The following is a 24,372-nucleotide window of genomic DNA, read 5'->3' on the forward strand; positions in this document are numbered from 1 at the left end:
GGCCGAAGCATTTTCCGATACATGATCAGGAGGCAAGCCGTGAGCGCGACCGCGGACCACGCGGAGGAGCGGACCAACCCGGCAGCGAGGCTGGGGTTCGAGCCCGGACAGGTGGTCCAGGAGATCGGTTACGACGACGACGTCGATTTCGATCTCCGCGAAGGCATCGAGTCCATCATCGGGTCGGACCTTGTGGACGAGGACTACGACGACGTCGCTGACGCCGTCGTGCTCTGGTTCCGCGACGAGGACGGAGATCTGACGGACTCCCTGGTCGATGCCATTGGCCTGCTGGAGGACGGCGGGGTCGTTTGGCTGCTGACGCCCAAGACGGGCCGAGACGGCTACGTCGAGCCGAGCGACATCAGTGACGCCGCGCAGACCGCCGGCCTCTCCCAGACCAAGAGCATCAGCGTGGCAAAGGACTGGGCGGGCAGCCGCCTGGTCGCACCCAAGCGCTGATCCCCCCAAGCAGCAGGAGCCCCCACCGGACGTGTCCGGTGGGGGCTCTGTGCGTGGTGGGGGCGGCGTGGCGAGGCGGGCCGTCGCGCCGCTGTGAGTGGTGGGGGCCGTGGGTCTTCGGCGGGGTTCTAAGCTGGGCCTTCACCTGTTCGGTCCAGTGAAGGGACACGTACGCCATGGCGATCGAGGTCGGCACGAAGGCGCCGGAGTTCGAGCTCAAGGACAACCACGGCCGCACCGTGAGGCTCGCCGACTACCGGGGCGTGAAGAACGTGGTCCTGCTCTTCTACCCCTTCGCCTTCACCGGGGTCTGCACCGGCGAGCTGTGCGAGCTGCGCGACAACCTGCCGAAGTTCGTCAACGACGACACCCAGCTGCTCGCCGTCTCCAACGACTCGATCCACACCCTGCGCGTCTTCGCCGACCAGGAGGGCCTGGAGTACCCGCTCCTCTCCGACTTCTGGAAGCACGGCGAGGCCTCCCGCGCGTACGGAGTATTCGACGAGGACAAGGGCTGCGCGGTGCGCGGCACGTTCATCATCGACAAGGAGGGCGTCGTCCGCTGGACCGTCGTCAACGCCCTTCCGGACGCCCGCGACCTCAACGACTACCTCAAGGCGCTCGACACTCTCTGAGCATCGGGGCTAATCGTCTGTCCAGGCCGGGAACCCCTCACTAGGATCCACTCGTTGATCCGATGCCAACGCACGACGGGGGCGCTGCCCCTGGAAACCACATGGAGGGACTCGTGGGAGTCAGCCTCAGCAAGGGCGGCAACGTCTCGCTGACCAAGGAGGCCCCTGGCCTGACCGCCGTCACCGTCGGTCTGGGCTGGGATGTCCGCACCACCACCGGGACGGACTTCGACCTCGACGCCAGCGCCATTCTGGTCAGTCCGGAGGGCAAGGTCCGCAACGACCAGGACTTCGTGTTCTTCAACAACCTGAAGAGCGCCGACGGCTCGGTCGAGCACACCGGTGACAACCTCACCGGCGAGGGCGAGGGTGACGACGAGCAGGTCAAGGTCAGCCTGGCCACGGTGCCCGCCGATGTCGCCAAGATCGTCTTCCCGGTGTCGATCTACGACGCCGAGAACCGCCAGCAGTCCTTTGGCCAGGTGCGCAACGCGTTCATCCGCGTCGTGAACCAGGCCGGCGGTGCCGAGATCGCCCGGTACGACCTCTCCGAGGACGCCTCGACCGAGACGGCCATGGTCTTCGGCGAGCTGTACCGCAACGGCGACGAGTGGAAGTTCCGCGCGGTCGGCCAGGGGTACGCCTCGGGCCTGCGCGGCATCGCTCAGGACTTCGGCGTCAACGTCTGATCCGACAGTCCGATCCGTCCGGCGTCGCACGCTCCGTGCGGCGCCGGACGTGCCTCATCAGCACGACCATCGCAGTTTCACCGGGGAGGAAACACACATGGGCGTCACGCTCGCCAAGGGAGGCAACGTCTCCCTCTCCAAGGCCGCACCCAACCTCACCCAGGTGCTGGTCGGCCTCGGCTGGGACGCGCGCTCCACCACCGGAGCGCCCTTCGACCTCGACGCCAGCGCCCTGCTGTGCCAGTCGGGACGAGTGCTCGGCGACGAGTACTTCGTCTTCTACAACAACCTCACGAGCCCCGAAGGCTCCGTCGAGCACACCGGCGACAACCTCACCGGCGAGGGTGACGGCGACGACGAGTCGCTGATCGTGGACCTCATCAAGGTCCCCGCCCACTGCGACAAGATCGTCTTCCCGGTCTCGATCCACGAGGCCGACAATCGCGGCCAGACCTTCGGCCAGGTCAGCAACGCCTTCATCCGCGTCGTGAACCAGGCGGACGGCCAGGAGTTGGCCCGTTACGACCTCTCCGAGGACGCTTCCACCGAGACCGCGATGATCTTCGGTGAGCTGTACCGGTACGGGGGTGAATGGAAGTTCCGGGCGGTGGGGCAGGGGTACGCGTCCGGACTCCGGGGCATCGCTCTAGACTTCGGGGTCAACGTTTCGTAAAGCCGCGTAATTACACGATGGGGTAGACAGTGGTACTGAAAACCTTCGGCTGGTCGTTCGCCATCACGGCGCTCGGACTGGTCGCAGCGGTGCTCTACGGGGGGTGGGAAGCGTTCGGGATCGTCGCGATCCTGTGCATCCTCGAGATCTCGCTGTCCTTCGACAATGCGGTGGTCAACGCCGGAATCCTGAAGAAGATGAACGCCTTCTGGCAGAAGATCTTCCTCACCATCGGCATCCTGATCGCCGTCTTCGGCATGCGCCTGGTCTTCCCCGTCGTCATCGTCGCGATCAGCGCCAAGATCGGTCCGATCGAGGCGGTCGACCTCGCACTGAACGACGCCGAGCGCTACGAGCAGCTCGTGACCGACGCTCACCCGTCGATCGCCGCGTTCGGCGGTATGTTCCTGCTGATGATCTTCCTCGACTTCATCTTCGAGGACCGCGACATCAAGTGGCTCGGCTGGGTGGAGCGGCCGCTCGCCAAGCTCGGCAAGGTCGACATGCTGTCGGTCTGCATCGCCCTGATCGTCCTGGCGATCAGCGCCATGACCTTCGCGACCCAGGCCCACCAGCACGGTGGAACCCACGTCGACAAGGCGTCGACCGTCCTGCTCTCGGGCGTCTTCGGTCTCATCACGTACCTCGTCGTCGGCGGCCTCTCCGGCTACTTCGAGAACAAGCTGGAGGAGGACGAGGAGCGCGAGCACGAGGCCGAGGAAGAGGCCAAGCGCGCCGGCAAGCCGGTCTCGGCGGTGAAGCTCGCCGGCAAGGCCGCGTTCTTCATGTTCCTGTACCTCGAGGTCCTCGACGCGTCGTTCTCCTTCGACGGTGTCATCGGCGCCTTCGCCATCACCAACGACATCGTTCTGATGGCGCTCGGCCTCGGCGTCGGCGCGATGTACGTCCGTTCGCTGACGGTCTACCTGGTCCGCCAGGGCACCCTCGACGACTACGTCTACCTGGAGCACGGCGCCCACTACGCCATCGGCGCGCTCGCCGTGATCCTCATGATCTCCATCCGCTACCAGATCCCCGAGGTCGTCACCGGCCTCATCGGTGTCGCCCTGATCGGCTGGTCCTTCTGGTCCTCCGTCCGGCGCAACAGGGCCCTGGCGGCGGCCGAGGGAAAAGCTGACTCCTCGGGCAAGACCGAGGTGTCGTCCGGGGTGTGACACCCCCGGCAACGAGGAACGCTTCACTGCGGGGCGGCCGGTGCACCCGGCCGCCCCGCGGCGTCTGACCGGGTTTCGACTGGGGGGTGGGGCACATGGGCTTCTTCGACGGCCTGTTTCCGGGGAGGGCCGCGCAGTTCGATTCGGGCAGCGCCTCCAGCAACACCATCGACCTCACCAAACGGCGCCCGGCGGTCTCCCTGACCAAACAGGGCGCCGCCACCGGCAATCTGCGCGTCAACCTCTCCTGGCGGATGCGCACCTCCGACATCGAGGGCCGCTCACGCCAGAGCGGCCAACTGCTCCGCCATCCCTCGAAGCTCTTCAAGCCCGAGGTCGTCCAGGCGCATACCCAGAGCATGGTCAACGTCGACCTGGACCTCGGCTGCATGTACGAGCTCGCGGACGGCAGCAAGGGCGTGGTGCAGCCGCTCGGCGGCTTCTTCGGGTCCCTGAACGCGGCGCCGTACGTCAACCTGAGCGGCGACGACCGGTTCGGCGGTTCGTCCGGCGAGACGATCTTCGTCAACCTCGACCACCGGGACGAGATCAAGCGCCTGCTGTTCTTCGTCTACATCTACGACCAGACCCCGGCCTTCGACCGGACGCACGCCAAGGTGACGCTCTACCCCAGCAACGGACCGCGGATCGAGATCGAACTGGACGAGCGCGCCCCGCAGGCCCGCTCCTGCGCGGTCTTCACCGTCGAGAAGGTCAAGGACGAGCTGATCGTCCGCCGCGAGGTGAAGTTCGTGTACGGCTTCCAGGCGGAGCTGGACCGGCTGTACGGATGGGGCCTGCAGTGGGGGCGCGGCTACAAGACCAAGGCGTAGCCGATGCGCTTACTGGCGGACGAACTGCGGGCCCATCGGGGGCATCCGGAAGTTCGGGTCCGGGGCGGCCGCGGCGGCCGCGGCGGGCTGGGGATAGCCGTACGCCGGCCGGTCGGACGCGACCGGCTGCGGGTAGCCGTAGGCCGGTACGGGCGCGGGCGGACTGGTCGGCTGGGGCGGCACGGCCACGGGCGGATGGACGACGGTCGCGTCGAGATCCGTGCCGGGCGCGCCGGGCGGAGCCGTCCGCGTGGCCGGATCGTGTTCCTGGACGGGGGCCCCGGCCGGGGCCGAGCCGGCGTCCCGCGTGCCGGAGCCGGGACCGCCGGAGCTCCCCGGGCCACCGGCGGCCTCGGAGCCGTCGGCACCCTCGGAGGCCTCGTCGACCGAGATCCCGAAGTCGGTGGCGAGCCCGACGAGGCCGGTCGGGTAGCCCTGCCCCACCGCGCGGAACTTCCAGCCGTCCCCGCGCCGGTACAGCTCGCCGCAGATGATCGCCGTCTCCTCGCCCGTCTCCGCCTTCACGTCGAAGAGGGCCAGCGGCTCCCGGTCCGGCGAACCCGCGTCGTACAGCAGGATCCGCAGGTCGGAGACGGAACGGAAGGTGTCGCCGTCCGAGGAGGCCGCGATCACGACCTGGTCGACCGTCGGGTCGAGCCCGCCGAGATCGGCCTCGACCGTGTCGGTCAGCCCCTCGGCCACCCGCTTCTTGGGCAGGCGGCGCACCAGGCCGGAGGGGTGGCGCGGCTGGTTGTAGAACACGAAGTCCTCGTCGGAACGCACACGCCCGTCGGCGCCCAGCAGCAGCGCGGAGGCGTCGACGTCGGGGACCCCGGGGCCCGGGGTCCAGCGGAGCACGGCCCGTACGGCCGCGGTGTCGAGAGGGACGTTGGAGCCCTTCAGCATCGCGTGCGTCATGACCGTCATCCTGCCTTCCCGGCCGACCGCCGGACAACGCGGGGGCCGTACCGATCCGCGCGTCCCGGCATTCGGCGAAGTGCGCGGCATGCGCCGGATGCGGACGAGTTACCTGGATTTCATACTCGAAGGGAACTGAGTACACCCGTACCTACGTACTATTACCGGCCACATGTCGTCACGGCCACAGAGGCAGTCGGGGGAGTTACATTGCGTCATTTCGGGCACATCCCGTCCGCCACGCGGGCCGGGCTGTTCCACCAGGAGCCGGCCGAGTTCACGGCCGACTCCCCTGCGAGCACGCTCGCCGTGGCCCTGGGGGCCACCCTCTACAGCCCCGCCACCCGGCCGCGGCTCGCCGACGACGTGCGCAAACAGGCCGCACGCGGGGTCGTCTCCATGGTGCTCTGCCTGGAGGACTCCATCGCCGACGCCGACGTGGAGGCCGCCGAGACCAACCTCGTGAACCAGTTCGCCGACCTCGCGCGGGGCCTCGCGTCGGACCCCGCCACGGGCCTCGCGACGGACCCCGCGACGGGCTCCGACGCCGCCGGCTCCCAGGCCGACGGCGCCGCCGCGACGGACGGACCAGCCCTCCAGGACGTGCCCCTGCTCTTCATCCGGGTCCGTGAACCCCACCAGATCACCGATCTGGTCGCACGCCTCGGCGACGACGTCCGCCTGCTGTCCGGATTCGTCCTGCCGAAGTTCACCGAGACCCGCGGACGCGCCTTCCTGGAGGCCCTCACCGCCGCCGAGAAGGCGTGCGGACGGCGACTCTTCGCCATGCCCGTCCTGGAGTCTCCCGAGCTGCTGCACCTGGAGACCCGCGCCGAGACCCTCGCCGGGATCGCCGCGACCGTGGACAAGTACCGGGAGCGGGTCCTCGCGCTGCGCCTGGGCGTCACCGACTTCTGCTCCGCGTACGGACTGCGCCGCTCGCCCGACATGACGGCGTACGACGTCCAGCTCGTCGCCCACGTGATCGCCGACGTCGTCAACGTCCTCGGCCGCTCCGACGGCACCGGCTTCACCATCACCGGACCCGTCTGGGAGTACTTCCGGCTCGGTGAGCGCATGTTCAAGCCCCAGCTGCGCCGCAGCCCCTTCCTGGAGGGCAGCGCCGAGGACCTGCGCACCGCCCTCATCGAGCGCGACCTCGACGGGCTGCTGCGCGAGATCGAACTCGACCGGGCCAACGGCCTGCTCGGCAAGACCTGTATCCACCCCACACACGTGGTGCCCGTGCACGCGCTCTCCGTGGTCAGCCACGAGGAGTTCAGCGACGCGCAGGACATCCTGCAACCCGAGCGCGGCGGGGGCGGAGTGATGCGTTCCGCGTACACGAACAAGATGAACGAGGTGAAGCCGCATCGCGCGTGGGCCGAACGGACCCTCCTGCGCGCCGAGGTCTTCGGCGTCGCCAAGGAGGACGTCGGCTTCGTGGATCTGCTCACCGCCGGACTGGCCGGCTGACGGAAGGTGATGGACGACGTGGTGTGGTCGGGAACGTGGGTCGCGGAGCGACTGGGCGTCGAACTGATCGGCGGCGAGGAGCTCCCGGGCCTGTTGGGCCTCGCACTGCGCCGCAACCCGAAGCGCGCGCATCTGCTGGTCTCCAACGTGCTCGGCAAGCACGTCCCGCAGCGGCCTGGCGTCGTCTACGGCTCCGGGTTCTCGCTCGGCCTGCGGGTGCGTGACCTGCTCGGCCCGGACGAGGCCGCCCGCAGCGTGGTCGTCGGCTACGCGGAGACGGCCACCGGCCTCGGCCACTCGGTGGCCGACGGCCTGGGCTTCGCGCCCTACCTGCACTCCACCCGCCGGCCCGTCGACGGGGTGGTGAGCGCCGGCGGCTTCGAGGAGTCCCACTCCCACGCCACCTCGCACCTCCTGCTCCCCGAGGATCCGAAGCTGCTGGCGGGCGACGGACCGCTCGTCCTCGTCGACGACGAGTTCTCCACCGGCAACACCGTCCTCAACACCATCCGCGACCTGCACGAACGCTTCCCGCGCGAGCGGTACGTGGTCGTGGCCCTGGTCGACATGCGCTCGGCCGAGGACCTCGGCCGGCTGGAGGCCTTCGCCCGGGAGATCGGCGCCCGCGTCGACCTGGTGACCGGCGCGGCCGGCACCGTACGACTGCCGGACGGGGTCCTGGAGAAGGGCCAGGCGCTGGTCGCCGCCCACGAGACCGCGCCGGATGCCCCGGACGGGTCCGTTCCGCCGCCCAGGACGCCCCTGACGGCCCCTGTACGCGTCGAACTCGGCTGGCCGACCTCGATACCGGACGGCGGCCGCCACGGCTTCGCAGCGCCCCACGCGGCCGCCCTGAACGACGCCCTCCCGGCCATGACCCAGCGTCTCGGCGCCGCTCTGGGCGGGGCGCGCCGCATACTCGTCCTCGGCTTCGAGGAGCTGATGTACGCGCCGCTGCGCCTCGCCGTCGCCCTGGAGCGCGCCGGCCGGGACGTCTCGTACTCCACGACCACCCGCTCCCCGGTCCTCGCGGTCGACGACCCCGGATACGCCATACGCACCCGGCTCGTCTTCCCCGCCCACGACGAGCCCGCCGACGGCCCCGGCGAGCGGTACGCCTACAACGTCGCCGGCGCCGGCTTCGACGCGGTCGTGGCCGTCGTCGACTCCGTCGCCGACACACCGGAGCTGCACGCCCCGGACGGCCTGCTGGCCCAGCTCGCGGCCCACATCCCGCACGTGGTGCTCGCGGTGGTCCCGTCGTACGTGCCGGAGTGCGGGGCGAAGCGGACCGTCGCGGCCTCCCAGGCCCTGGAGGCCGCCGCGGAAGCCGAAGCCCCCCTAGGCGCCGAGGCCGCGCGCGACACCCAGGCGCGCGAGGCCACGCGCGGCACCCAGGCGCGCGAGGCCACGCGCGCTGTCCACGCTCGCGATGTCACCCGGGCCACCTCCGCTCCCGAAGCCACCCACAGCACCCAGGCGCGCGAGGCCACGCGCGCTGTCCACGCTCGCGATGTCACCCGGGCCACCTCCGCTCCCGAGGCGAGCCACGAGCTCCGAGCCACTTCCGCTCCCTCAAGCACTCGCGCCATCCACGCTCCTGAAGCCACCCAAGCTCCCGAAAGGAGCTCCATGCTGCCCGAGCCCCTCCGCGGCCCCGCCTTCTCCTCGTACGCCCCCGAGGAGGTCGGCTGGCTGCTCCAGGACCTCTCGGACGTCGAACTGGAGGCGCCGACCGAGGAGCGCGAGGAGGCGATCCAGAGCGGCGGCGCCCACTACGCGGAGTCGCTGCCGGTCGAGTACCAGCCGAGCACCCAGTACCAGGAGCTCTTCCACGCCGCCCTGGAGACCTCGGCCGCCCGGATCGCCCGCGCCGTCGGCACCGTCACCGAGACCGTCCTCGCCGAGAAGGCCGGCACGCCCGTGCTCGTCTCCCTCGCCCGGGCAGGCACCCCCGTCGGCGTTCTCATGCGCCGCTGGGCCCAGGCCCGCCACGGCCTCGAACTGTCCCACTACGCCGTCTCGATCGTCCGTGGCCGCGGCATCGACGCCAACGCGCTGCGCTGGCTCGCCGCCCACCACGACCCGGCCGACATCGTCTTCGTCGACGGCTGGACCGGCAAGGGCGCCATCACCCGCGAACTGGCCGATGCCATCATGGAGTTCGAGCGAGCCGAGGGGATCACCGGTTTCGACCCGGAGATCGCGGTCCTCGCCGACCCCGGCTCCTGCGTGCGTACGTACGGCACCCGCGAGGACTTCCTCATCCCCTCCGCCTGCCTCAACTCGACCGTCTCCGGCCTGATATCGCGTACGGTCCTGCGCGCCGACCTCGTCGGCCCGGACGACTTCCACGGCGGCAAGTTCTACCGCGAGCTGGCCGGCGCCGACGTCTCGAACGCCTTCCTCGACGCCGTCGCCGCCCGCTTCGACGAAGTGGCCGAGGACGTCGCGACGGGAGTGAAGGAGCTGCTCGCCGCCGACCGCACGCCCACCTGGGAGGGCTGGGCGGCCGTCGAGCGGATCAGCGAGGAGTACGGCATCCATGACGTCAACCTGGTCAAGCCCGGTGTCGGCGAGACCACCCGGGTCCTGCTGCGCCGCGTCCCCTGGAAGATCCTCGCCCAGCGAGACGCGGGCGCCGACCTCGCCCACGTACGCCTCCTCGCCGAGCAGCGCGGGGTTCCCGTCGAGGAGGTCGACGGACTCCCGTACACCTGTGTGGGGTTGATCCACCCTCAGTTCACGAGAGGCGCCACGGGCGCCGACGGAAAGGCGGTGGTCTCCCAGTGACTTCGGTGACTCCGGTGAATTCGGTGAGCACGACGGCTTCGGCCACTTCGCCTGCTGCGGCGCTTTCGGCCACTTCGGTGACGTCGATCGCTTCGGCACCCTCGGGCAGCGGCTCCGTGATGGTCGCCAGCGACCTCGACCGTACGCTGATCTACTCCTCCGCGGCCCTCGCGCTCGGCATGCCCGACGCCCAGGCGCCCCGGCTGCTCAGCGTGGAGGTGCACGAGTCCAAGCCGCTGTCCTACATGACCGAGGACGCGGCCGCGCTGCTCGAACGGCTGGGCTCCGAAGCGGTCTTCGTACCCACCACGACACGTACGCGCAAGCAGTACCAGCGCATCCAACTCCCCGGCACCGCACCGAAGTACGCGATCTGCGCCAACGGCGGGCACATCCTCGTCGACGGCGCCGCCGACCGCGACTGGCACGAGTCCGTGCTGCGCAGGCTCGCCGATGAGTGCGCGCCGCTCGCCGAGATCCGCGCGTACTTCACCGCCACCACCGACCTGTCCTGGGTGCGTAAGCACCGGGTCGCCGAGGATCTGTTCGCGTATCTCGTCGTGGAGCGGGAGCGGATGCCGGAGGACTGGCTGAAGCGGTTCGGCGAGTGGGCGGCGGACCGCGGCTGGACGGTCTCGCTCCAGGGCCGCAAGGTGTACGCCGTACCGAAGCCGCTCACCAAGAGCGCGGCGATGCGGGAGGTGGCCCGCCGCTGCGGCGCGGACCTCGTCCTGGCCGCGGGGGACTCGCTGCTCGACGCGGACCTCCTGCTGGCCGCCGACCGCGCCTGGCGCCCCGGCCACGGCGAACTGGCGGACACCGCCTGGACCGCCGCACACCTCGACGTCCTCGCGGAGCGGGGCGTGGCGGCCGGGGAGGAGATCCTCCGCCGCTTCCGGGCGGCCGTGGCCGACCACCGGTCGTCCGCCGCCATCCCGGCGCAGCTCCTCAACGGGTCCCCCGCCGCGCTCCCCGACCCGGCCTGAGCAACCGCGTCCCGACGAAGCCCAGGACGGCCGCTGCGGCGACCGCGAGCACCGCCTTCGAGTAGACCGACACATAGCCGGTGACCGCCTCCCAGTTGTCACCGAGCGCGTAACCGGCGAGCACGAAGGCGGTGTTCCAGATCGCGCTGCCGAGCGTCGTCAGGAGGAGGAAGACGGGCAGCGGCATGCGTTCGACGCCCGCAGGGACGGAGATGAGGCTGCGGAAGATCGGCACCATCCGGCCGAAGAAGACCGCCGTCGTACCGTGCCGGGCGAACCACGCCTCCGTCCGCTCGATGTCGGAGACCTTCAGCAGGGGCAGCCGGGCGGCGACGGCGACGGTACGTTCCCGGCCGAGCAGCGCGCCGACCCGACGCCGTAGAGGGCCCACGCGCCGGCCACCGAGCCGGCGGTGGTCCAGAGGAGGGCGGCGAACAGATCCATCCGCCCGGTCGCGGAGGCGAATCCGGCCAGCGGCAGGATGACCTCGCTGGGGATGGGCGGGAAGAGGTTCTCCAGGGCGACGGCGAGCCCGGCACCGGGGGCGCCGAGGGTGTCCATGAGGCTGTTGATCCAGGCTTCCATGACGTCCACGCTAGGAAGCGGGCGCGGGGCGGGGACTGATGGAGCCCGCAGAGGAGGGGTGCGGTTTTCCGCAGTGCGGGTGGGGGCGCGGTCCGGCTAGCGTGACGGATCATGACGAACTCAGCCCGGGACGACGACAGTCGGCAGGCCGGCCGCGCGGAACGGCCGACTTCGGGGCCGACTTCGGGCCCGAGTACGGGGCCGACTGCGGGGCCGCCTCCGGGCCTGACCCCGACCTCGCCTCCGGGCCCGTCTGCGGGGCCGACTGAGGGGCCGCCTTCGGGCCCTACCCCGAGCTCGCCTCCGGCCCCGACCTCGCCCCCGGTCCTGATGCCGGCGGGCTCGTCTTCGGCGGGACGCCGGTCCGAGTGGTCGGAGGGGCGGCCGGCGGCGCGGGGGTCGGGGTGGTCGGTCGTACGTTCGTCCGATCCGGGGGTCGGCCGGTCCGGGCGGCCGCTCCTCCGGTACCTCGCGCGTTGGACGCGCCTGGCCCTCGGCCTCGCGCTCGGGGCCGGGACGGCGGTCCCGGAGCTCCTCGGCACCGTCGTCGGCGGACTCGCGCTGCTGCCCGTACTCGCCTCGCCCCGCGGCCGCGGAGCCGTCCTGCGCCCCCTGAACGCGGCCGCACACGCCCTCACCCGCCTGGAGCGGGCCCGCCTCGACCGCTTCCTGGGCGTCCGCCTCCCCGGGGTCCACGACGGCGCCGCCCTGCGCTACCTCGCAGCCCGCTGGCCGCTCGGGGTGCTCGGCGGGGTCCTCCTCGGCTGCGCCGCGTACGGCCTCGCTCTCGCGGCCTTCGTCTTCGTCGGCTGGCTGATCACCGACATCGACCATCCCTGGCTCGTCAGCCTGAGCAGTCTCGGCGGCTTCTTCCTGGTCTTCCTCTCCGCCCAGGGGGCCCTCGGCGTCGTCGCCCTGGAGGACGGACTCGCCCGACGCTCCGGGCCCAGCCACGCCGACGCCCTGGAGGCCAGGATCGCCGAGCTGGCGACCAGCCGCGCCGAGGTGATGGACGTCGTCCACGACGAGCGGCGCCGGATCGAGCGCGACCTCCACGACGGTGTCCAGCAGCGGCTCGTCGGCCTCGGCATGCTGCTCGGCCGGGCGCGCCGGATCCGTGCCCGCGACCCGGAGGGCGCCGACGCCCTGCTGCTCCAGGCCCACGAGGAGAGCCGGCGCGCGCTGGCCGAACTGCGGGAGGTGGCCTGGCGGGTGTACCCGGCCGTCCTCGACGAGGGCGGTCTCCGCGCGGCCCTGGAGACGGTCGCGGAACGGAGCACGCTGCCCGTGGGGCTCGGGTACGCCGTGGAGGGGCCGCTTCCGAGGGCGGTGGAGACGGTGGCGTACTTCCTCGTATCGGAAGCGGTCACCAATGTGGTCAAGCACGCGGGCGCGACCCGTATCGACATACAAGTAACCCTGGATGGTGAGCAGTTGAGCGTGCGGGTGACGGACGACGGGGCGGGTGGCGCGGACGCGTCCGGCAGCGGTCTGAGCGGACTCGCGAGCCGGGCGGCAGCGCTGGACGGGCGGTTCGCGGTGGACAGCCCGGCGGGCGGGCCGACGGTCGTACGGGCGGTCCTGCCGTGCGCGTGATCCTGGCGGAGGACTCGACGCTGCTACGGGAAGGGCTCGTACGGCTGCTGGCCGAGGAGGGCCACGAGGTGACGGCGGCGGTCGGCAACGCGGTCGAACTGCTCGCGGCGGTACGGGCGGACCCGCCGGACGTGGTCGTGGCCGACGTACGGATGCCGCCGACGCACACGGACGAAGGGCTGCGGGCGGCACTCGAGATCCGCCGGGAGTGGCCGGACGTCGGGGTGCTGGTGCTCTCGCAGTACGTGGAGGGGCGGTACGCCACCGAGTTGCTGACCGGTGAGTCGGGAGCCGTGGGCTATCTGCTGAAGGACCGGGTGGCGCAGGTCGACGAGTTCCTGGACGCGCTGGAACGGGTGGGGGACGGGCGGACGGCGTTCGACCCGGAGGTCGTCCGCCGTCTGCTCGTCCGTACCACCCACACCGATCCGCTGGCGCGGCTGACGCCCCGGGAGAGCGAGGTGCTCGCGGCGATGGCGCAGGGGCACACGAACGCGGCGATCGCCAGGCAGCTGCACGTGTCGCAGAGCGCGGTGGAGAAACACATCAACGCGCTCTTCGACAAGCTCGAGCTGACGGGGCGGGGCGAGGGCTACAGCCGAAGGGTCCTCGCGGTGCTCCGCTACCTGGGCAGCTGACGGACGGGCTCGAGGCTCCCGGGAGCGGGCTCCAGGAACGGCCTCCAGGAACGGGCCTGAGGAACGGGCCTGAGGGGCGGCCGGTCAGCCGCAGCAGCCACCACCGCAGCAGCCGCCGCCACCACCGCCACCACCGGATGGAGCAGGTGCCGCCGATCCGCCCACGGCAACGGCCGACAGCAGCTTCACGGTGTCGTCGTGCCCGGCGGGGCAGGCGGCGGGGGCGGAGGACTCGGCCATGGGACGGCTGAGTTCGAAGGTGTCGCCACACGTGCGGCAGCGGTACTCGTATCGAGGCATACGGACAGGCTAGCCGGAGTGGTGCCCGGCGCCCCGCTCCTCCCGGATCTGCTCGACGACTCGGGAAGCAGTCGCGCGTACGCCTTCCAGTTCGGTCAGGAAGTGCCAGTAGTCGGGGTGGCGGCCCTCCAGCGTGCCGATCGCCCGGTCGAGCCGCCCCACGGCGTCGTCGAGGGGGCGGGCGTGGCGCGGGTCGGGGGTGTTGCGCCCGGCCATGGCGAGGCGCTGGGCGTCCCGGATGGTGAAGCGGGCGCGGTCGATCTCGTGCTGCGGGTCCTTGGCGACGGCGTCGAGGCGGCGGAGCCGGTCGCCGGCGGCGGAGACGGCCTCGTCGGTGGCGTTGAGCAGGGCCCGTGCGGTGGCGAGGAGGCTGGTGGCGTCGGGCCAGCGCTGTTCGTCGCGGGCCTTGGCAGCCTCCGTCAGCTTCTCCTCGGCCTTGCGAACGTTGTCGGCGGCCTGGGAGGGGACGTGCTGGAGGTCCTGCCAGCAGGCGGCGGTGAAGCGGCGGCGGAGTTCGGACAGGACCGGCTCGACGGTGCCGGTGCGGGTGGTGAGCGCCTCGGCGCGGGTACGGAGGGAGACGAGGCGCTTGTCGGTCTCGGCGGCCCGCTCGGGGAGGCGCTCGGCCTCGGTGCGGACGGCCTCGGCGTCGCGCAGGACCTTGTCGGCGCGCTGGAGGGTGTCGGCGACGCCGTGGCGGCCGGCGCCTTCGTTGAGCCGGGTGAGGTCGGGGCCGAGGGCGGCGAGCCGGGCGGCGAGATCGTCGGCGCGAAGTCCGGCGCCGCGGGCCGTGTCGAGAGCGGTGCTCGCGTTCCGGAGCGCCTGTCGCGCCCGCTCGATGGCGGGGGCGAGCCGGGCGAGCTGGGTCTCGGCCGTGTCGAGGAGCGGCCCCAGCCCCTGCGCGAAGCGGTCCAGCTCCGCCTTGACCCGTACGAGCTCGTCCTTGGCCCTGGTCAGCTCGGTGCGGGCCCGCTGCGCGGTGGCCGCGTCCAGCTCGTCCCGGTCGAGGTCGTGCGCGTCGACGGCGGTGATGTAGGCGTGGCTGACCTCGTCGATCCGCTGCCCGAGGGCGGCGAAGCCGTCGATGGCGCGGCGGGCGCCGGGGGAGTCGTCCACCGCGGTGATCGTCTCGATGGAGATCCGCAGATCGCGTTGGGCGGTGTCCAGCTCGTAGAACGCGGCGGCCGCGTCGTCCTTGGCGGCCTGCGCCTCGGCCCGCTGACTCTCGCCGCGGCCGCCGAACCAGCGCCGGTTCCCGCCGCCGGCGAAGGCGGCGGGAAGGAGGGCGACGGCGAGCAGCGGAATCAGGACGCCGAGCCGGAGCGAGCCCCCGCGCGCGCCTTCTTCCGGGGTCCCTGTTCCCGTTTCCGCCCCCGTCACGGCGCTCGTAGACGTACCCCTCGCGTGAGTCGCCGCCACGTCCCTCTCCCGTGCTGTGTCCGCCCTGCCCGGTCCGGTTCATTGTCCCACCAGGTAAGGACGAACACACGGGCCCGTCAGTTCGCGCTGCGGACGACGACTTCCCCGTTGTCGCTGTGGGCGGTCACGACATGGGCGCTGCCCTTCCGGGTGGGCACGTCGATCCGGACCTCGCCGTTGTCGCTGCGCCCGTCGACGTCGTACGTGGCGTCGGGCAGCGCGATGTCGACCTCCCCGTTGTTGCTGACGGCCTCCACATGCCCGGGGACGGCGCTCAGCGCGATCCGTACGGCCCCGTTGTCGGACCGCGCGACGACCCGCTCGGAGCGGGTGTCTCCCTCGACGACGACCTCCCCGTTGTTGCTGGTCAGATCGAGGGCCCCGGAGGAGCCCCGGACGACGACGGCGCCGTTGTCGGACCGGATCTTCAGGTCGGTGTCGAACCCCTCGGCGGTCACCTTCCCGTTGTCGTCCTCCACGGTGACGGCGACGCCACGGGGCACCTGGATCCGGTGGACGGAGTCACAGTTGCTGGCGACGGCCTCGCACTTCACGCGCAGGGTGAGCCGCCCGTCCTCGAGCCCCCAGACAGGCTCGGGCCCGCTCCCCATGAACACCCACCCGTCGACCTGCCGCTGGACCCGCACGTCCTTGATGTCGGCGGGCACGATCTCCAGCTCGGAGTTGTCGGCATCGACGACGAGCGAGTCCCCGGAGAAGGCGAAGGCCTTCTTCTCCACGGGCGCCCCCTCCACCTCCGTACTCCCACACCCGACAAGCCCGAGGCCCCCGACGAGGACGCCACCGGCGACGAGGAACGTACGAATGCGAAGACGACCGACCATGACGACCAAACCCCCAGGTGACACGCTGACTGACCCCCAACGCTACGGACCCCCACCACCCGGGACGATCCGGCGACCCACCCACGGGAAGGTGGGGCTAACCCCCGGATCAACCGGTTTGCGGGACCCACCCATGAGCCATGTACGCTGTTGCCTCACTCCACGGGTGCGTAGCTCAGGGGTAGAGCGCTGCTCTTACAAAGCAGATGTCGGCGGTTCGAAACCGTCCGCGCCCACCAGCAGGAAGCACGACGAAGGCCCAGGTCACCGGTACTGAACCGGGAACCTGGGCCTCGTTCGTTCCTCAGCCGAGAGGGCGGGGGAGAGGCGTCGTGCCAGTTACGTGCCAGATGCGTCTTTCGGGCGCCGCCGGCCGAACCTTCCTGATCTGCTCGTCGACGTGGGCGGCGATCGCGTGGTCACGACCGTTCACCAGGTGCTGATAGATCAACGCGGCCGGCGCTGACGCACCTCGAGGCATGGAGGACTGCAGGTGCGGTATGAGTTTCTCTACTTCATCAAGGCACCCGCCGCGCACAGCGCGGCGCGCGCGGCCCTGGGCCGCCGCTCCTGTCTTCGCCCCGCTCCGGCCCGGCCGCCGGCCGCACGCCTGACGGCTGGGGTTGATGGGTGGCGAACTCGCGCCGTGGCCGAGGGCGTACGAGAGTAGAGCTCAGGACGATCCCTCCGGCGGGGGCGCTCAGGCTCCGGGATGGAGGGGCCCGTTCGCGAGTGTCGGCCGGTGGGATGTGTCGGTTGGGGACTCCCATCCCGTCTGCCGTCGACCCAGGCAGAGCCGAGCAGGCACAGCACCGGGCGTCCAGGTCGTTCGTACAGTGGCGCGCTCCACCCGGACGCCCGGCACCGCGCCTGCTCCACGGTGTGTGGGTCGACGGCAGACGGGATGGGAGTGAGGTGCTTCAGGCTGCAGCCGCGGCCCTACATTGGCTGACCAGAAGCGCGCGTGGCCGTCATCCTCCGCTCACGATGCAGCGCCGGCATCGATCCGCCTGCTCGCCACGGTGAAGGATCTGTTTGGCACCGGAATGTCACTAGCCACAATCTGCGTGTACTCACGATTCAGGTCCTCTACACACTGACGCACCTCAGCGTAGTCCGCATCGGCCGACAGTAGCTGCAATTCGAGCTTCACCCTGTGCCGCAGGATTGTGTAAGCGCGGGCGGAAATCAAGAAATCGGCGGCTTTTTTCGTTCCCCCAAGGAACGAAGCCGTGGCCGCTACAGCCCCCGAGACGGCAGCCATACCCCCCCAGAAGGCCTTGTCGCCAAAAGCAGCCATAAAGCCAGATACCGCAGACAGGCAGGCGGGGATGAAGATCATCAGTCGCCCCCACAGCTCGGCGCGCTTCGAAGCCTCAAAATATGCTTGAGCACTGTAAAGGCAATTTCCGTGAATCAACTCAAGCTGACTTTTGACAGCCTCAATCTGCGAGTCCGTTAGTGTCACCATTAATCCCCGTCTATGAGACTGGTATCCGAGGGCCCGTACTCAAAAATCTGCATACCCACTTCAATTGAGGGAGGTACTCTTCAACATCGCGCAAGTAGCGCTGCGAAAGATGCTTCGACTCATAAAGGGACATCAAAAGCGCCCTGCGCATTGTAACGCTGGGCTCCTCCTCGAACTTATGCCGAAGAAGTTGCGCCTCAGAAACAGATGCCGCCCGACCCAAGTAGCGACTAGCGAACTCTCGCGGGAAATCTTCTCGGTTTCGATCCTCCAAAATCTGCCAAGCCGACTCCTTTAGGCGATCATCCTGCAGCCCCATCGTTAGAAAGTAGCGCAGAATTCGCTGTTCGAGATAAGGGTAGCTTTCACTAGCCCCAGACCTCATGAAATTGACAAGTTTTCGCTGGATCTCATCGACTCGATCAGTGAAGATGCGGAGATAGGAAAATACCTCCTTGGCCACATGTGCCATGAAAGGGAGATTATCAAGGCACCAGCTTACAGCGTAGTCGTCTTCGAGTTTGGCTAAGCGGTTAATTACGAAACGGAGAGACCGGGTATCCAGCATTTCGCCCTTGATGATTTCGTCGAAATACTGCCGAACTTCCACAAATGTTCCGGGTATGCCGATATCGCATGCCGCAGAGAGTGAGGCCTTCCTTGCGTCATGTATACGCTTAAAGGCATCCTCGGGCTCTAGGATCCCCGTCTTCTGGGCGGACATCGAGAGCCTGCGAGCCCGGAATATCTTATTGATCTCACTCAGGACGTCTCGAAGCTCCGTCCAGTCCCGATGAAAGATCATGATGTCATCCGAGTACCTGAGGAACTGGAATTTGTTCTTGGATAGGTGCTCGTCTACGGGGGCCAAGTACAGGTTAGCCAAAACCCCGGATGCATCTGACCCTTGCGGAAGGCCCCAGGCGTGATTAATTCGCTGAAAGCTTGTCAGAAATCTGTTGAGATTCTTCGAGGCGCCCCCTCTCCGCGACACACACGCGAGGTCATCCGCAAGGATTTCGACATCTATATGCTCATAGAAGGAGGAGACATCAAGCGTGGCCATGCGCAGCCGCTTGTCAGATCCGAGTGTCCTTCGAGCCTCAGTCTGCATGCGCTTCCATGGCCCGAACCAAAATCTCGGTTTACCCGCCTTATGGTTCCAGCGGTAGCTATAAACAGGACGCTGAATCTGCGCGTCAATACTTGCACCAACCGAATAGACTAGAGCGTCATAGATCAGTCGATCCCGCGCAGAGAAGCGAGCCAGAGGGCGGAAGGTTATGGCATTTTTGGGATAGTCGACTATCTCCGTATGCCTAGGCGTGCAATCACCATCAAGGATGGCCACCTGAAGCATTTCTCGATAGCCTTTATTCCATTGATCCTCAATGTCGGCATACCCGGCCACGTCAGGAATTTCTGAGTACTCAGGGTTGCTGATGAGCAAGTCCTTGGCTGTCGTCAGCGCCGACTCTAGCTGGCTGCCTACGCTTGAAGCGCTCACCCGCTGCCCCCCACTGCCTAACGGAGTCCTGATAGTACGGCGTGTCGCAAGATCTCGCGTAGTTGGCAGATCATCAGAGAGCTGCGCAATTTACGCCTTCTGGGGCATATGTACTATATTGCGCAACTAACGGGGATCGATAACGTGAACGCTAGGCGCGCCTTATGGTGGACTGCATGCCTCAAGGAAGACCTGCGATCCCAATGGCGCTTCAGCGCCAAGTGCTGGTGGAGGCCGGCCACCGGTGTGCGATCCCGACGTGCCGCTCAACGCCGGTGGAGTTCGCCCACATCAAGCCGTACGCAAACGTTCGGGAACATGTGTTCGATAATTTGATTACACCATGTCCGACCTGCCATACGCGCTTCGATCGCGGCGAAATCGATCCCAAGTCGATGAAGCAGTACAAGACGAACCTTGGCCTACTGTCCGGACGCTATGGCCCGCTTGAGCTGCAAGCATTGCAGTGGTTGGCGAGTGATACAGCCCGCCAAGAGATTGACATCCCGCGGGGGATGGACTGGGCTTTCGACAACCTGACGCGGGATGGCCTAGCGGAGCTAGTAGACCGCCCCCAACATGGGGCGCCGTGGCCGACGGATCATTGGGGACGTCGGACTGCGTTTGACCGAGCGTGGTCGTGAGGCCATCAACAGGCTCGTCAAGGCCGAACCCTTGCCGTAAGAGGCCCACATGACGGTGAACGGTTTGCGATAGAGCCGTCAGCGCCGCGGCCTATGCGTGGACAAGCCTCGGCATCAGAGACAAGGACGGCCTCCTGACCTGCAGAAACGTGTGAGATGCACAGGGCCTCCGGGGCCGTGTGCAGGTAGAAGCCCCGGACTCAGTCCGGGGCTTCTCGTTGTTCTGGAGGGGATTTGGCCCGTCATCCGAAGGCCGCCGCCGACAGGGTCGGGCCCTCTTTGGCAGTGGCGCCTGGACTTGGCAGCAGGCGATGGCCGCGGCTTTCCGCCACTCGGAGCGTGTCCCGCAGGGCCCCTGTCAGGTCCGTCGCCAGGAGCCGCAGCTCATCCGGGGCTGCCATTTCGTCGGCCAGTACCGCGGTTGCGTGTTCCAGGAGTTTGGCCGACAGGCCGAGTTGGATCGCCTCGGTGTTGTCGGCCAGGCGGGACAAGTGCCCGCCGCTGTCATCGGTGCTCAGGAAGCAGGGTTTGCCGTCCGCGCCGGACCAGGGGAGAAGCCGCAGCGACGAGGGCCGGCCTGTGGAGACGGCTGACATCGTCGTGCCCGCAGCCCTGTGCGAGATCGTCTATGAGGTGCCCGTCAACCGCTAGCGGCCTCGGTCCTTCAGGTGCGGCCAGCCGTCCCTGTTCGAGTAGCTCTCGAAGCAGTATCGGGTCGAGCGGTCCCACTCCTCGCCGGTGGCGAGCTCGTACGCCTTGTCCGGCACGTACAGGAACCACTCGCCGTCGCACTCGCTTGCGGTGTACGGGGAGAACTTGTCGACATCGAAGAAGACGCTCTCCCAGACGGCCTGTCCAGCAGCCACCACTGCGCAGCGCGTGTACAGGAACACGTCAGACGACTGCGGGAAGGGGCTGCCGTATCGGGCCGTCAGGTCGACCACGGGCAGGGTGCCGAACTTCTCTTGGTCCAAGCGGTACAGAGCCTCCGCATGACGTTCCGCGAAGCCGATGATCTCGGGCACGGGGTGGCGGCTCAGCTCCTCCGCGAGGCGTTCGCAGCTCGCCTGTGTGGCGGCGCCGTCCAAGGTCGCTATCAGAGCCCAGAAGTCCGCCCAAGTCATTCTCATGGGCGGAGGATGTCACGGCGGTCTGACATCCAAATCTGACATCAACGGCGGTGGATGAGGGCAGTCCAGTGCGGCACCCCTCGGCATCCGCGAGCTGCGCCCTGGCTGGGGCAGCGGCAGTCCGCGCGAGCGCACAGGCCAGCGTGCCCCTCACCTACTGGTTCGCTCCCAGGGGTGGCGGTCAGGCAAGATGGGGTATTTCTCGTCTCTGGCCGCTCCTGCAGCTCCTGCCGTGGTCCAGACGGCGGATCATGCTGAGCGCATGCGCTTGGTGGAACGGCATGCTCGGCTCATAGGGCGTGAGGACCGCTCCAGCTGAGCGAGGCGATGGAATGGGCATGACTGCCGCGACAAGCACGGGTAGCGACATCGTTGGATCGGTACTCACGGCGGTCGTTGCCTCCCTCCTCGGGGCTGCTGGCTTGTGGTTTCAGGAGTGGCGCACGCGGCGCCGCTCCGAGGCCAGGCGCCGACACGAACTGGAAGAAGCCCAGGCCTACCTGGCATTCATGTCTCAGTGGTTCAGCACCCATGCGGCGGTTGCTCCAGGTGTGGATATCGCCCGTACGAGGCTCTGGGCATCCAACCTCTTAGTCAGCCAGCTGCGTACAGTCCATACATCGCTCAATGAGATCCCGCAGCCCCGGCGCACACCCTTCTGGGCTCGGATCAGAAGGCTGTTGCTGCTGTACCCGTTGCGCGCGACCCCTGGGTCACTCGTTCGACTTTTGTTCTACAGCGTCCTGATCATTGTGTGCAGTGTCACCCCAGGGCTCCTACTTGACGAGCGCGTCGCTTGGGGCGACCGAATTGGTGCGGCGTTGCTGCTGATCCTGCTGGGGTTCGGTCTGCTCTTTGGCTTGGGGCGTCTAGTTGCACGACTATCACCGGAGGCTGATGGACTGCGTACGGGACAAGAGCAGACGGGACCGGAGCATGAGGAGGGCATCACGGGGTGATGTCCTCCTCGGCCTATGTTGGTCTCGGGCGGCGGAGCCCAGGCGCAGGCGGCAAACCCTTGATCGACTCTCGCGGCCCATTTGTGGACTGATGACTCCCGTCAGGACACCATCACGGCTCTGACCAGCGGAGACATGTGGGCGGGCCTCCGGAGCCGTGTGCCATGGGCGGCATCATGGTCTCCATGGGTTCCGAACAACACCATGCTTCGATCGAGAGCACCCACGTCACGGTGATGGATAGTTCCGCACTCGTCTTTACGTGGGACGCGGACGCACGGATCGAGGTGCGCAACCTTGGGGGCGAGGTTGTCATCGAGGCGAATGCCGCGGGACTCAGGACTCTGGCGGGCCACCTGCTCGTGCTCGCCGGCGACGGCGTATCCGACAGAGCGCACCTGCACCTCGAAGACAGCAACGGGCTAGAGGACGGTTCGGTCGGCTTGGTCCTGGAGCGGAGCGACGAGGAGTAACACCTTCAGGTCGCCCCATCGCCGGAGGTGGCGTTCCAAGTAGGGTGCCGAGCATGACCACTTCACCTGAACACGTCGACAGCAGAGAGGACCTTGCATCCTTCGTCCGTTCCCTGCACCGGGGCACCGTCGACGGCGGTGATCTGTGGGGCAACGTAGACCTTCCTGGGTTCCTGGAGGCCTTGGCAGCCTGGATTGACGACGCAGACGGTTGGTACCGCAACGCCGGTCGCGAGCTGCCAGCCGAAGGTGACTGGCGCTTCTTCGCCCAAGCGCTTCAAGCGGCAACGATGTACGAGTAGCCACCGTTCTTTGCCGCGCCAGGGCACTATTCAAGCAAGAGCAGCTCCGGATGTGATCCGGAGCTGCTCTCGTCGAGCAGCCTGAACCGCGCCAGGCAACTGCCGAGGGAGCTTCGCTTCTCGGGATCCAGAAGGCTGCGCTCCTCACGCACATCCGGCGGACGTACTACAGCGACCAGGGGCGGCCCGTCGAGACGGCAGACATTGTCGTGCCCGCCGCCCTGTGCGAGATCATCTACGAGATCCCTATCAACCGATGACGGGGCGGCGATCAACTCGGGAGGGCTGAGGGTGGCGGGTGATCTCCAGTTCACCTGGGAACTGGTCGGCGTCGGGGGTGTCACATACCGGATCGCCGACGGCGCTTCGGAGCATGAGACCCATATCGGCTATTGCACGGACGCCCTGGCCGACCTGCTGCACGCCATCACTGGGCTCTACGGGGACCTGCACTCGCCGCGCACAGCGCGGCGCGCGCGGCCCTGGGCCGCCGCTCCTGTCTTCGCCCCGCTCCGGCCCGGCCGCCGGCCGCACGCCTGACAGCTCGGGTTGAGGGGTAGCGTTGCCCAGCTTCGCATACCTGGGAGTCGTTCCAGGGCCAGGCGAGGAGCGCTGGCGACTGCGGCCGGGAGGGGGTGCCACGAATGGCCAGCAGCGGGGGAGGGATGGCCTCTTGGGCACGACAGCCCTCCGCTGGGACCCAGTTGGGCGGGGCCCCCGTACCCCGCTGTCACTGGTGACGGGTACATGAGGCGACCGCACCATCGGGGAATGGGCATTCGGGGAGCAGCTGCTGCCGCGAGGTCACGGCGGCCGGGTGCGGTCGCTCCGCGTCGGTACCGGTCTCGTTGTGGCTGATGAGCGCTTCGTTGAGGCATCTACCAGCGCCTCGTCTCCGCCCCTGATCGCGATCGACACCAACCCAGAGGACGCCGGGAAGGGCTACGACGCTGACCCGCCGACTTCAGGTCATTTTCGGGAGATCACTCATATCGAGGACCCAACACGATCAAAGCTCTACGGTTGACCGTGAGTAGTCGATCGAGTCCGGATGGGAGCGAAGACGCAGGGTGTCTACCAAGCGAGATCAAGAGTCCCTCTTCGACGAAGACGAGCAAGACGTGACAGCCGAGCAGGCTGAGCCGCTCGAGGTTCCGATCGAGGAACGCCGGCTCGTCACGCAGCCGTACGACCTGTCGCTTGCAACGTTGGTGGACGACATCCACCGCGAGCGCCTTCTGCTCAGCATCGAATACCAGCGAAAGTATGTTTGGGACAGGGCGAAGGCTAGTCGACTAATCGAAAGCTTCCTTCTGAATATTCCCGTCCCGGTCTGCTATTTCGCCGAGAACGAAGATGGGTCCTATGAAGTCATCGACGGTCTGCAGCGAATCCAAACGATCAAAGATTTCCTCACGGGAGAGTTTGCCCTCAGAGGGGTGTCGGTCGTTAGTGAATTCGAGGGAATGTTCTATACAGATCTTCCGCTCAAGGAGCAAAGGCGTCTCGGAAACCGAACCGTTCGATGCATCGTCATCACTGATGATTCTCACCCTGACATCAAGTTCGACGTCTTCGAGCGCCTGAACACGGGTTCCGCCATGCTCGCCGCCCAAGAGCTGCGGAACTGCATCTATCGAGGGCCTCTAAATTCCTTTCTCAAGGACCTGGCAGAGGAGCCGCGATTTGCCCGCATCCTTGGCGGACTCCGAAATAATCGAATGGCTTACGAAGAATTGGCACTCCGATTCTTTTCTCTATATGAAGACCTAGTGACCTGAGTCAGAGATTCGTTGGCAGTAGGCGGCGACTTTGTCGAGGATCTCGTCGGCTGTCTTCGTCCAGACGAACGGTCTGGGGTGC

Annotated in this window: 25 protein-coding genes, 1 tRNA gene and 3 pseudogenes; 20 read left to right on the forward strand and 9 right to left on the reverse strand. The window is 68.0% G+C overall.

Annotated features, from left to right (window positions below):
- Positions 1-39: 39 nt before the first annotated feature.
- The 6 genes from ACFY8U_RS20490 to ACFY8U_RS20515 all read left to right on the forward strand — a co-directional run bounded on the left by ACFY8U_RS20490 (position 40) and on the right by ACFY8U_RS20515 (position 4,467).
- Positions 40-462, forward strand: coding sequence for a DUF3052 domain-containing protein (locus ACFY8U_RS20490; RefSeq protein WP_361434854.1), 423 nt, complete (start codon positions 40-42; stop codon positions 460-462).
- 176 nt (positions 463-638) lie between these two features.
- A complete protein-coding gene (locus ACFY8U_RS20495) occupies positions 639-1,097 on the forward strand; it encodes a peroxiredoxin (protein WP_389572008.1) in 459 nt (152 codons plus the stop codon).
- Positions 1,098-1,210: 113 nt separating this feature from the next.
- A complete protein-coding gene (locus ACFY8U_RS20500) occupies positions 1,211-1,786 on the forward strand; it encodes a TerD family protein (protein ID WP_073917948.1) in 576 nt (191 codons plus the stop codon).
- A gap of 97 nt (positions 1,787-1,883) precedes the next feature.
- Positions 1,884-2,459, forward strand: a complete 576-nt coding sequence (locus ACFY8U_RS20505) for a TerD family protein (RefSeq protein WP_361434852.1) — start codon at positions 1,884-1,886, stop codon at positions 2,457-2,459.
- A gap of 29 nt (positions 2,460-2,488) precedes the next feature.
- Positions 2,489-3,634 carry a DUF475 domain-containing protein gene (locus ACFY8U_RS20510; protein WP_361434851.1) on the forward strand — a complete coding sequence of 382 codons (1,146 nt, stop codon included), beginning with the start codon at positions 2,489-2,491 and terminating at the stop codon, positions 3,632-3,634.
- Positions 3,635-3,729: 95 nt separating this feature from the next.
- Positions 3,730-4,467, forward strand: a complete 738-nt coding sequence (locus ACFY8U_RS20515; RefSeq protein ID WP_361434850.1) for a Tellurium resistance — start codon at positions 3,730-3,732, stop codon at positions 4,465-4,467.
- Between the two features lie 9 nt (positions 4,468-4,476).
- On the opposite strand, the gene ACFY8U_RS20520 is transcribed toward ACFY8U_RS20515, so the two are convergent.
- Positions 4,477-5,394 carry a TerD family protein gene (locus ACFY8U_RS20520; protein WP_389572012.1) on the reverse strand — a complete coding sequence of 306 codons (918 nt, stop codon included), beginning with the start codon at positions 5,392-5,394 and terminating at the stop codon, positions 4,477-4,479.
- 201 nt (positions 5,395-5,595) lie between these two features.
- Between ACFY8U_RS20520 and ACFY8U_RS20525 the strand changes: the two genes are divergently transcribed.
- The 3 genes from ACFY8U_RS20525 (at position 5,596) to ACFY8U_RS20535 (ending at position 10,640) form a co-directional block, all read left to right on the forward strand.
- Entirely contained in the window at positions 5,596-6,861 is a 1,266-nt protein-coding gene (locus tag ACFY8U_RS20525; RefSeq protein ID WP_389572014.1) for an HpcH/HpaI aldolase/citrate lyase family protein, read from the forward strand.
- 9 nt (positions 6,862-6,870) lie between these two features.
- Positions 6,871-9,654 (forward strand): phosphoribosyltransferase, encoded by a 2,784-nt coding sequence (locus tag ACFY8U_RS20530; RefSeq protein WP_389572017.1) that lies wholly within the window; start codon positions 6,871-6,873, stop codon positions 9,652-9,654.
- Between the two features lie 119 nt (positions 9,655-9,773).
- Positions 9,774-10,640, forward strand: coding sequence for an HAD family hydrolase (locus tag ACFY8U_RS20535; RefSeq protein WP_389572126.1), 867 nt, complete (start codon positions 9,774-9,776; stop codon positions 10,638-10,640).
- Here ACFY8U_RS20535 and ACFY8U_RS20540 read toward each other — a convergent pair.
- A pseudogene (locus ACFY8U_RS20540) lies at positions 10,603-11,225 on the reverse strand (DedA family protein). The gene ACFY8U_RS20535 and the pseudogene ACFY8U_RS20540 overlap by 38 nt on opposite strands.
- Before the next feature lie 330 nt (positions 11,226-11,555).
- Here ACFY8U_RS20540 and ACFY8U_RS20545 point away from each other — a divergent pair.
- Positions 11,556-12,821 (forward strand): sensor histidine kinase, encoded by a 1,266-nt coding sequence (locus tag ACFY8U_RS20545; protein ID WP_389572018.1) that lies wholly within the window; start codon positions 11,556-11,558, stop codon positions 12,819-12,821.
- Positions 12,812-13,459, forward strand: a complete 648-nt coding sequence (locus ACFY8U_RS20550; protein ID WP_361647719.1) for a response regulator transcription factor — start codon at positions 12,812-12,814, stop codon at positions 13,457-13,459. Before ACFY8U_RS20545 ends, ACFY8U_RS20550 begins: the two co-directional genes overlap by 10 nt.
- A gap of 84 nt (positions 13,460-13,543) precedes the next feature.
- On the opposite strand, the gene ACFY8U_RS20555 is transcribed toward ACFY8U_RS20550, so the two are convergent.
- The 3 genes from ACFY8U_RS20555 to ACFY8U_RS20565 form a co-directional block, all read right to left on the reverse strand.
- The gene (locus ACFY8U_RS20555; RefSeq protein ID WP_389572021.1) at positions 13,544-13,759 is read right to left on the reverse strand and encodes a zinc ribbon domain-containing protein; all 216 of its coding nucleotides are present in this window, start codon (positions 13,757-13,759) and stop codon (positions 13,544-13,546) included.
- A gap of 9 nt (positions 13,760-13,768) precedes the next feature.
- Entirely contained in the window at positions 13,769-15,139 is a 1,371-nt protein-coding gene (locus tag ACFY8U_RS20560) for a hypothetical protein (protein WP_389572023.1), read from the reverse strand.
- A 116-nt stretch (positions 15,140-15,255) separates the two neighbouring features.
- On the reverse strand, positions 15,256-16,023 hold the full coding sequence (locus ACFY8U_RS20565) for a DUF4097 family beta strand repeat-containing protein (RefSeq protein WP_389572026.1): 768 nt from the start codon (positions 16,021-16,023) through the stop codon (positions 15,256-15,258).
- Between the two features lie 164 nt (positions 16,024-16,187).
- On the opposite strand from ACFY8U_RS20565, the gene ACFY8U_RS20570 reads away from it, so the two are divergent.
- Positions 16,188-16,262 (forward strand) — tRNA-Val (locus ACFY8U_RS20570).
- A 743-nt stretch (positions 16,263-17,005) separates the two neighbouring features.
- Here ACFY8U_RS20570 and ACFY8U_RS20575 read toward each other — a convergent pair.
- Positions 17,006-17,365 (reverse strand): hypothetical protein, encoded by a 360-nt coding sequence (locus ACFY8U_RS20575; RefSeq protein ID WP_389572029.1) that lies wholly within the window; start codon positions 17,363-17,365, stop codon positions 17,006-17,008.
- Between the two features lie 139 nt (positions 17,366-17,504).
- On the reverse strand, positions 17,505-19,001 hold the full coding sequence (locus tag ACFY8U_RS20580) for an RNA-directed DNA polymerase (RefSeq protein ID WP_389572031.1): 1,497 nt from the start codon (positions 18,999-19,001) through the stop codon (positions 17,505-17,507).
- 203 nt (positions 19,002-19,204) lie between these two features.
- On the opposite strand from ACFY8U_RS20580, the gene ACFY8U_RS20585 reads away from it, so the two are divergent.
- Positions 19,205-19,645, forward strand: a complete 441-nt coding sequence (locus ACFY8U_RS20585; RefSeq protein ID WP_389572129.1) for an HNH endonuclease — start codon at positions 19,205-19,207, stop codon at positions 19,643-19,645.
- A 242-nt stretch (positions 19,646-19,887) separates the two neighbouring features.
- Here ACFY8U_RS20585 and ACFY8U_RS20590 read toward each other — a convergent pair whose 3' ends face one another.
- Complete coding sequence (locus tag ACFY8U_RS20590; protein WP_389572034.1) at positions 19,888-20,241, reverse strand: hypothetical protein; 354 nt, start codon at positions 20,239-20,241, stop codon at positions 19,888-19,890.
- Here ACFY8U_RS20590 and ACFY8U_RS20595 point away from each other — a divergent pair.
- Positions 20,207-20,296: pseudogene (locus tag ACFY8U_RS20595) on the forward strand (GntR family transcriptional regulator); the annotation flags it as partial. The gene ACFY8U_RS20590 and the pseudogene ACFY8U_RS20595 overlap by 35 nt on opposite strands.
- On the opposite strand, the gene ACFY8U_RS20600 reads toward ACFY8U_RS20595, so the two are convergent.
- Complete coding sequence (locus ACFY8U_RS20600) at positions 20,293-20,775, reverse strand: DUF4240 domain-containing protein (protein WP_389572036.1); 483 nt, start codon at positions 20,773-20,775, stop codon at positions 20,293-20,295. The pseudogene ACFY8U_RS20595 and the gene ACFY8U_RS20600 overlap by 4 nt on opposite strands.
- Before the next feature lie 338 nt (positions 20,776-21,113).
- Between ACFY8U_RS20600 and ACFY8U_RS20605 the strand changes: the two genes are divergently transcribed.
- The 6 genes and pseudogenes from ACFY8U_RS20605 to ACFY8U_RS20630 all read left to right on the forward strand — a co-directional run bounded on the left by ACFY8U_RS20605 (position 21,114) and on the right by ACFY8U_RS20630 (position 24,290).
- The gene (locus ACFY8U_RS20605; RefSeq protein WP_389572038.1) at positions 21,114-21,734 is read left to right on the forward strand and encodes a hypothetical protein; all 621 of its coding nucleotides are present in this window, start codon (positions 21,114-21,116) and stop codon (positions 21,732-21,734) included.
- 164 nt (positions 21,735-21,898) lie between these two features.
- Positions 21,899-22,207: a hypothetical protein gene (locus ACFY8U_RS20610; protein WP_389572041.1), complete on the forward strand. Its 309-nt coding sequence runs from the start codon at positions 21,899-21,901 to the stop codon at positions 22,205-22,207.
- A gap of 53 nt (positions 22,208-22,260) precedes the next feature.
- Complete coding sequence (locus ACFY8U_RS20615) at positions 22,261-22,509, forward strand: hypothetical protein (RefSeq protein ID WP_389572043.1); 249 nt, start codon at positions 22,261-22,263, stop codon at positions 22,507-22,509.
- Positions 22,510-22,580: 71 nt separating this feature from the next.
- Positions 22,581-22,769 (forward strand): annotated as a pseudogene (locus ACFY8U_RS20620) (UTRA domain-containing protein); the annotation flags it as partial.
- A 31-nt stretch (positions 22,770-22,800) separates the two neighbouring features.
- Positions 22,801-23,049 carry a hypothetical protein gene (locus tag ACFY8U_RS20625; RefSeq protein WP_389572046.1) on the forward strand — a complete coding sequence of 83 codons (249 nt, stop codon included), beginning with the start codon at positions 22,801-22,803 and terminating at the stop codon, positions 23,047-23,049.
- A gap of 581 nt (positions 23,050-23,630) precedes the next feature.
- Positions 23,631-24,290, forward strand: a complete 660-nt coding sequence (locus ACFY8U_RS20630; RefSeq protein ID WP_389572049.1) for a DUF262 domain-containing protein — start codon at positions 23,631-23,633, stop codon at positions 24,288-24,290.
- Positions 24,291-24,372 lie beyond the last annotated feature (82 nt).

It is taken from the genome of Streptomyces sp. NPDC012508 (assembly GCF_042902595.1).
Lineage (GTDB): Bacteria > Actinomycetota > Actinomycetes > Streptomycetales > Streptomycetaceae > Streptomyces.

What these genes read in the sequence shown, in the direction of transcription:
- ACFY8U_RS20495 (WP_389572008.1), top strand. Translation starts at nt 639, where the DNA reads ATGGCGATCGAGGTCGGCACGAAGGCGCCGGAGTTCGAGCTCAAGGAC.
- ACFY8U_RS20505 (WP_361434852.1), top strand. Translation starts at nt 1,884, where the DNA reads ATGGGCGTCACGCTCGCCAAGGGAGGCAACGTCTCCCTCTCCAAGGCC.
- ACFY8U_RS20515 (WP_361434850.1), top strand. Translation starts at nt 3,730, where the DNA reads ATGGGCTTCTTCGACGGCCTGTTTCCGGGGAGGGCCGCGCAGTTCGAT.
- ACFY8U_RS20520 (WP_389572012.1), bottom strand. Translation starts at nt 5,394, where the DNA reads ATGACGGTCATGACGCACGCGATGCTGAAGGGCTCCAACGTCCCTCTC.
- ACFY8U_RS20530 (WP_389572017.1), top strand. Translation starts at nt 6,871, where the DNA reads ATGGACGACGTGGTGTGGTCGGGAACGTGGGTCGCGGAGCGACTGGGC.
- ACFY8U_RS20535 (WP_389572126.1), top strand. Translation starts at nt 9,774, where the DNA reads ATGGTCGCCAGCGACCTCGACCGTACGCTGATCTACTCCTCCGCGGCC.
- ACFY8U_RS20545 (WP_389572018.1), top strand. Translation starts at nt 11,556, where the DNA reads ATGCCGGCGGGCTCGTCTTCGGCGGGACGCCGGTCCGAGTGGTCGGAG.
- ACFY8U_RS20555 (WP_389572021.1), bottom strand. Translation starts at nt 13,759, where the DNA reads ATGCCTCGATACGAGTACCGCTGCCGCACGTGTGGCGACACCTTCGAA.
- ACFY8U_RS20565 (WP_389572026.1), bottom strand. Translation starts at nt 16,023, where the DNA reads ATGGTCGGTCGTCTTCGCATTCGTACGTTCCTCGTCGCCGGTGGCGTC.
- ACFY8U_RS20575 (WP_389572029.1), bottom strand. Translation starts at nt 17,365, where the DNA reads ATGATCTTCATCCCCGCCTGCCTGTCTGCGGTATCTGGCTTTATGGCT.
- ACFY8U_RS20585 (WP_389572129.1), top strand. Translation starts at nt 19,205, where the DNA reads ATGGCGCTTCAGCGCCAAGTGCTGGTGGAGGCCGGCCACCGGTGTGCG.
- ACFY8U_RS20590 (WP_389572034.1), bottom strand. Translation starts at nt 20,241, where the DNA reads ATGTCAGCCGTCTCCACAGGCCGGCCCTCGTCGCTGCGGCTTCTCCCC.
- ACFY8U_RS20600 (WP_389572036.1), bottom strand. Translation starts at nt 20,775, where the DNA reads ATGAGAATGACTTGGGCGGACTTCTGGGCTCTGATAGCGACCTTGGAC.
- ACFY8U_RS20605 (WP_389572038.1), top strand. Translation starts at nt 21,114, where the DNA reads ATGACTGCCGCGACAAGCACGGGTAGCGACATCGTTGGATCGGTACTC.
- ACFY8U_RS20610 (WP_389572041.1), top strand. Translation starts at nt 21,899, where the DNA reads ATGGGCGGCATCATGGTCTCCATGGGTTCCGAACAACACCATGCTTCG.
- ACFY8U_RS20615 (WP_389572043.1), top strand. Translation starts at nt 22,261, where the DNA reads ATGACCACTTCACCTGAACACGTCGACAGCAGAGAGGACCTTGCATCC.